This is a genomic window from Gordonia sp. VNK1, assembly GCF_040049135.1.
GTDB lineage: Bacteria > Actinomycetota > Actinomycetes > Mycobacteriales > Mycobacteriaceae > Gordonia > Gordonia oleivorans.
Genome location: NZ_JBDZDJ010000048.1, coordinates 1 through 6,800, shown reverse-complemented (window position 1 = coordinate 6,800; position 6,800 = coordinate 1). Strand labels below are relative to the sequence as shown.

The window sequence follows — 6,800 nt, the reverse complement described above, 5'->3', positions numbered from 1 at the left end:
GCTACCGCACCGTCACCATCCAAGCCGGCGAACAGACCCTCACCGCCGCCGATCCACTACCCGACGGCCTCCGCGAAGCGATCATCGCGATCCGAGGTGGACACTAAATTGAGCCAAGTCAGGTTTCATGTCGATGACATTCACGGACGAGAAAGTCGGTTGTGTGCACCGACTTTGGGCGACGTCGAAGGTCATCAGCCGTTATTTTCACAGCACTAGAATTGACATTGTCACGTACACCGATGCGCATTTGCGCACGAAGGAGATGACCCATGTGTACACGCGTAATCTGGCCCGACGCCAATGGCGCGGTCGTCGTCGGCCGCAATATGGATTTCCACAAGGATCTGATGACCAATCTGTGGAAGCAGCCCCGAGGCGTCACCCGTGACGACGGCGTCAAGGGCGAGCTGACCTGGACGTCGAAGTACGGCAGCGTGATCGCGGCGGCCTTCGACATCATCTCCGTCGACGGCATCAACGAAGCAGGCCTGGGCGGGCACATCCTCTGGCTGGCGGAGTCCACCTACGGTGAGCTCGACGAGTCGCGGCCGGCCCTGAGTCAGGCCGTCTGGTTGCAGTACTTCCTGGACAACTACGCCACCGTCGCCGAGGTCGTCGAGTGGATCGAGAAGACCGACGTCCAGGTCATCCAGATGCCCGATCCGACCGGCGGCAACCCGCCGACGATCCACCTCGCACTTGACGACGCCACCGGAGACTCGGCGATCATCGAGTACATCGACGGGCAGGCGAAGATCTACCACAGCTCCAAGTACCACGTGATGACGAACTCGCCCACCTACGATCAGCAGCTCGAACTCCTCGGCCGCTGGGAAGGCCTCGGCGGCGACCAACTGCTGCCGGGTGACACCATGGCGGAGCACCGATTTGCCCGCGCCGCCTTCTACGCCACCCGACTGCCGCAGCCGAAGTCGCAGCTGGAATCCATCGCGAGCATGTTCAGCGTCATCCGCAATGCGGCGCAACCGTTCCGCATCCCCGATCCCGGCAAACCCGATGCGTCGCAAACCATTTGGCAGGTGGTGCTCGACCTGACCAACAAGCGCTATGTGTACGAGTCGACGACCCGGCCCAACGTCGTCTGGGTGGATCTCGCCGACCTCGACTTCAGTGAGGGTTCGCCGCAACTCAAGCTGGATCTCATCGGCAAACTCTCTCTGGAGGGCGGTATCGCCGGCAACGTCGCCAAGCATTTCGAGGACGAGGGCCCGATGACCTTCCTGTCGTTCAAGCTCCTCGAACAACTCGGGGCCGCGCAGAAGGCGCAGGCCGCGACGAGCATCAACGCGTGAAGCGGCAGTCATGCTGACCGAGGGCTCCCCATCGGGGTGATCGATTCGGGCGTGGGCGGGTTGACGACGCTCGCCCAGCTGTCGCACCTGTTGCCCGGCGAGAACACCATCTACTGCGGGGAACGTCGCGTTCATCAACCCGGCCAAGGACCAGGCCTGTGACGTGCGTCTGCACCTCGTGGGCCGGAAGCTGTTGCGTGACGGTATCCACGACTCCATCGGTACGGTGGAGATCAACACCAGCCGAACGCGACCCGTGTATGAGACGGTGCTCGGCGAGCTCGGCATCGAGCGACCCTACACGCTCACCGAGAAGGTCGACTTCGCTTCGGCCACCGCTGGTTCCCACTGATCGGTCGCTGGAGAAACGATAACGCGGTTCGTCCTCGGGGACGAACCGCGTTGTCGTATCGGAGCTTTCGCTATGGGTTGGTCATGATCACAGGTTGATCATGTGCCCGATCGCGCCATGCAAGCGCGTCCGGGCGCGCGGATCACAGATTGATCATGTGCCCGATCGCGCCGTGGAACGTCTCCTGCAGTGCCTCACTCATCGTCGGATGGGTGTGCACGTTGCGGGCGAGTTCCTTGGCGGTGAGGTCCCACTTGTGGGCCAGGGTGAGCTCCGGCAGCATCTCGGAGACGTTGTCGCCCACCAGATGTCCGCCGAGCAGTTCGTCGGTCTCACCGTTGGTGACGAGCTTGACGAAGCCGGCGGTCTCAGCCAGACCCTGCGCCTTGCCGTTGGCGCTGAACGGGAAGGTCGACACCTTCACGTCGTACCCCTCGTCCTTGGCCTGCGCCTCGGTGAGCCCGAACGAGGCCACCTGCGGCTGGCAGAACGTGGCCCGCGGCATGAACCGGTAGTCGCCGAGGGTCATGGTCTCGGCGCCGGCCATGGTCTCGGCGGCGACGACGCCCTGCGCCTCGGCGACGTGGGCCAGCTGCAGCTTGGCGGTGACGTCGCCGATGGCGTAGATGCCCTCGACGTTGGTGCGCATGTGGTCGTCGATGGCGATGGCACCGCGGTCGGTGAGTTCGACACCGGTCTTCTCCAGACCGAAACCGTCGACGCGGGGAGCGAAACCGACCGACATGAGGACCTTGTCGACGGTGATCTCGCCGTCGTTGCCCTTGGGGTCCTTGTAGGTGACGCGGACGCTGTCGCCGTTGTCGGTGACGGTCTGCACACCGGTGGAGGTGAGCACCTTCACGCCGAGCTTCTTGTACTCCTTGGCGATGGCCTTGGAGACGTCGACGTCCTCGTTGGGCAGCACGCGGTCGAGGAATTCGATGATGGTGACGTCGACGCCGTAGTTGGCGAGCACGTACCCGAACTCCATGCCGATGGCGCCGGCGCCGACGATGACGATCGAGGAGGGCAGCTCGCGGGTGAGGATCTGCGTCTCGTAGGTCACCACGTTGTCCGACAGCTCCACGCCGGGCAGCAGTTTGACGGTGGAGCCGGTGTCGATGATGACGTTGTCGAAGGTGATCTCGCGATCGCCGACGGCGATGGTCTTGGCGTCGGTGAAGACGCCGTAGCCGTCGATCTCGGTGATCTTGTTCTTCTTCATCAGGAAGTGGACACCCTTGACAATGCCGTCACTGACCTTGCGGCTGCGGTCGAACGCCGAGCCGAAGTCGAACGAGACGTCACCGGACATTCCGAAGGTCTTCGCCTGATGGTTGAAGATGTGGGCGAGTTCGGCGTTGCGGAGAAGCGCCTTGGATGGGATGCATCCGACGTTGAGGCAGACACCGCCCCAGTACTTCTCTTCGATGACGGCAGTTTTCATGCCCAGCTGGGCGGACCGGATCGCGGCCACGTACCCACCTGGACCAGCACCCAGGACAACTGTTTGAAAGTGTTCAGCCACGTCGACCACCCTACGTCGGTGCCTGATCATCGCGCATGACGTCCCCGGTACCGGCCGGTAATCGAAACAGGTTTCAATCAATGATTGAAACGATGATGGGGATGTGTTTGGATCAGTTGCCATGGCCCCGACACGTTCGGCGACGACCCGTGAGCGACTGCTCACCGCCGCCGAAACCCTGTTCCTGTCCGACGGGTTCGAGACCGTGTCGGTGCGGGCGATCTGCTCGGCCGCCGGAGCCAATCCCGCTGCGGTGCACTATCACTTCGGCACCAGGGACGACCTGTTCACCGCCCTGCTGGAACACCGGCTCGGTCCGATCTGGGCCGACCCGCTCGATCGCCTCGATCCGTCGACGACGAGCATCGCCGCGATCGTCGAGCTCATCATCGACCCACTGGTGCGCCTGCAGGCCGATCCGACCGGACATCTGCATCTGCGGTTGCTGACCCGCTTCGTCGACGATCATCCCGAGGCCGGATGGTCGCGCCCGTGGTTCCGGCTTGACGACTGGACCGATCTGCTGCTCGCGATCACCCCCGGTCTCGACGCACGCGCGGCCCGGCAACGCTGGGCCCTGGCCTTCACCCTCATTCTCACGCGTTTCGGCGGCAGCAGACCCCTGTCGCCGGGGGCGGTCACAGCTCTCGCAGGCTTCGTCGTCGCCGGCCTGGGCGCACCCATCGAGGAGACATCATGACTGCCGTTCCCGATCCCTTCGCTCCCGCCACGCTCGGCCCCCTGCGTCTGCGGAACCGGCTGATCAAATGCGCCACCTTCGAGGGCCGCACTCCCGATGCGCTGGTCACCGACGACCTCATCGACTTCCACCGGGAGGTCGCCGCCGGCGGGGTGGCAATCAGCACCGTCGCCTACTGCGCGATCTCCCCCGAGGGCCGTACCGACCGCCATCAGATCTGGTTGCGCCCCGACGCCGCACCGGGACTGACGCAACTGACCGGCGCGATCCACGCCGAGGGAGCGTTGGCCGCCGCCCAACTCGGACATGCCGGACCGGTGGCCAACTCGATCTCCAACGGCGCCAGAGCCCTTGCTCCCTCCCGGATTCCGGCGCCGATGGGGATGTCGATGACACACGCGCCGTCCGTCGAGGACATCGCCGGACTGCGTTCGGTGTTCCGACGCGCCGCTCGTATCGCTGTGGACTCCGGCTTCGACGCACTCGAAATCCATTGCGGCCATAACTATCTGATCAGTTGCTTCCTGTCGCCGATGCTGAATCGGCGACGCGACGGATACGGCGGTGCACTGGTCAACCGGGCGCGTTTCGCCCGGGAGGTTCTCGAATCGGTCCGCGAGGAGGTCGGCAGCGAGGTCGCGGTCTGGGCGAAACTCAACATGTACGACGGGGTCGGCGCGGTGGGTGCGCCGGCGCGCAGGTGGCGCGGCTTCAACGTCGACGAGGCCTGCGAGGTGGCCCGGCTCTTCGAGCAGGACGGCTTCATCGACGCCATCGAACCGACCGCCGGCAGTTCACTTCTCAACCCGATGTACCTGTTCCACGGTGAGGCACCGCGGGCCGCGTTCGCGAGCGCCTTCCGGGGTCCGATGAAGTGGGGGCTCCAGGCGGCCGGACCGTTCTTCCTCAAGCGGTACGAGTATCAGCCGGGTTACCTACTCCCCCTCGCCCGGCGGCTGCGCGAGGCCGTGGATCTGCCGATCATCCTGCTCGGCGGCATCACCGACCGGGCCACGATGGATTCGGCTCTCGCCGAGGGATTCGACTTCCTCGCGATGGGCCGCGCCCTGCTTCGTGAACCCGATCTACCACAACGGATTCAGGCCGAACCGGCGACCACGTCGCAGTGCATTCACTGCAACCTGTGCATGCCGACGATCTACACCCGGACCGAGTGTCCGGTACGGGAGACGGCCGGAGGTATCTCCGCCGGCTGAACCGCCCTTCGTGACCCATCCGATCCGGGTGGTGCGCCATCGGTGCACCGCATGGGATCGTCGACGCATGACGATGGAGGAGCCACGTCCCCTTGACTCCGACGAACGTGCGGAACTCGATCAGCTGAGGGCGCAGGTTGCCGCGCTGGAGGAGACGCCCACCACGGTTTCGAAGGCACCGTCCGGACTGCTGTGGCGCCGGATCGGTTCGGGCATCCTGCTGCTCCTGGTGGCGGTGTGCGCCATCCTGTCGGTCACCACCCACTTCGTGCCCAGCCAGATCCTCGACACCGATCACTACGTGAATACCGTCGCGCCTCTGGCGTCGAATACCGCGGTGCAGAACCAGGTCATCACCATCGTCACCGACCAGATCAACGATCAGGTCGACGTCGAGGGGACGACGACGGCGGCGCTGCAGCAACTCGTCGATCTGACCCCGGCCGAGCGACCCCGCCTCGACAGTGCGTTGGTCGGGCTCGCGCCGGTCATCGCTTCGCAGGCACAATCGTTCGTTCACCAGACCGTCACCGATTTCGTCCGGTCGCCGACCTTCCGGGATCTATGGGTCTCGGCGAACCGTGCGGCCCATCAGCGTGTGGTGGCGGCCGTGACCGGCAACACCAATCGCGACGCCGTTGAGATCGACCCCGACGGCACCATCAGCATCCAGCTCGGCCCGATCATCACCCAGGTGAAGGATCGGCTCGAGCAGCGCGGTTTCGCCTTCGTCACCAACATCCCGAACGTCGACAAGGAGTTCGTGATCTTCCGGTCGCCGAATCTGGCCAAGGCCAATCGCTGGGTGAACGCACTGGACAAGGTGTCGACAGTGCTGCCGGCGATTGGCATCGCCTGCGCCCTCGCCGCCATCGCCCTGATCGGTTCCGGTCGGCGACTACGGATGACCGCGATCGTGGGTCTCACCATCCTGTTCAGCATGCTGCTGCTGGCGATCGGCATCCTCGTCGGCCGGACGATCTACCTCAACGAGGTTCCCGCCGACGTCCTGGCCCCCGACGCCGCCCAGGCGATCTTCGACACCGTCATCGCGCCGCTGCGATTCGCCCTGCGCGCCGTCGCGGTCCTCGCCCTCGTCGTGACGATCGCCGCGTACCTCGCCGGCGGCTCCCGTTCGGCGCTGGCCACCCGACGCGCCTTCACCCGTGGTGTCGGCGCCCTCGACTCGAAGCGTACGCAGCGGCCCCCCAACGCGTTCGAACACACACTCTGGCAGGCACGAATCCCGTTGCGCATCACGGTGGTCGCCGTCGGCGCCCTGATCCTGATGTTCTGGAACTACCCGACCGGTCTGGTCGTCATCTGGACCGTGGCGATCGCGATACTGGTGCTGATCGTCCTGGAAGTCACGATGCGGCCCGCGCGGCGCGAGCCCCCGAATATCGAGACCACCTCGACCGAGTTGGTCGAGTAGCCGCCTCTTCCCGCTAATCAAGCCGCCTCTTCCCGTTGGTCGAGCCGGTCCACTCTCCGTTGGTCGAGCCGCCCCCTTCCGTTGGTCGAGACATCCCAGGGCGTTAAGTTGTCAAGCTGCGGCTTCGGGCCTGACTTGGCTCAATTTAGTGTCCACCTCGGATCGCGATGATCGCTTCGCGGAGGCCGTCGGGTAGTGGATCGGCGGCGGTGAGGGTCTGTTCGCCGGCTTGGATGGTGACGGTGCGGTAGC

6 protein-coding genes are annotated in these 6,800 nt (G+C 64.8%); 5 read left to right on the top strand and 1 reads right to left on the bottom strand.

Going from position 1 to position 6,800, the window contains the following annotated elements; translation table 11 throughout:
- Positions 1-272 precede the first annotated feature (272 nt).
- Positions 273-1,316: a linear amide C-N hydrolase gene (locus ABLE94_RS26110; protein ID WP_348805149.1), complete on the top strand. Its 1,044-nt coding sequence runs from the start codon at positions 273-275 to the stop codon at positions 1,314-1,316.
- Between the two features lie 163 nt (positions 1,317-1,479).
- A complete protein-coding gene (locus tag ABLE94_RS26105) occupies positions 1,480-1,668 on the top strand; it encodes a hypothetical protein (protein ID WP_348805150.1) in 189 nt (62 codons plus the stop codon).
- A gap of 142 nt (positions 1,669-1,810) precedes the next feature.
- Here the strand turns inward: ABLE94_RS26105 and lpdA are convergent, their stop codons facing one another.
- On the bottom strand, positions 1,811-3,196 hold the full coding sequence (gene lpdA / locus ABLE94_RS26100) for a dihydrolipoyl dehydrogenase (protein WP_348805151.1): 1,386 nt from the start codon (positions 3,194-3,196) through the stop codon (positions 1,811-1,813).
- Between the two features lie 121 nt (positions 3,197-3,317).
- Between lpdA and ABLE94_RS26095 the strand changes: the two genes are divergently transcribed.
- The 3 genes from ABLE94_RS26095 (at position 3,318) to ABLE94_RS26085 (ending at position 6,548) form a co-directional block, all read left to right on the top strand.
- Complete coding sequence (locus ABLE94_RS26095) at positions 3,318-3,896, top strand: TetR/AcrR family transcriptional regulator (protein WP_348810299.1); 579 nt, start codon at positions 3,318-3,320, stop codon at positions 3,894-3,896.
- Complete coding sequence (locus tag ABLE94_RS26090) at positions 3,893-5,113, top strand: oxidoreductase (protein WP_348810298.1); 1,221 nt, start codon at positions 3,893-3,895, stop codon at positions 5,111-5,113. The genes ABLE94_RS26095 and ABLE94_RS26090 overlap by 4 nt, the downstream gene beginning before the upstream one ends.
- 67 nt (positions 5,114-5,180) lie before the next feature.
- Complete coding sequence (locus ABLE94_RS26085) at positions 5,181-6,548, top strand: hypothetical protein (RefSeq protein ID WP_348810297.1); 1,368 nt, start codon at positions 5,181-5,183, stop codon at positions 6,546-6,548.
- Positions 6,549-6,800 lie beyond the last annotated feature (252 nt).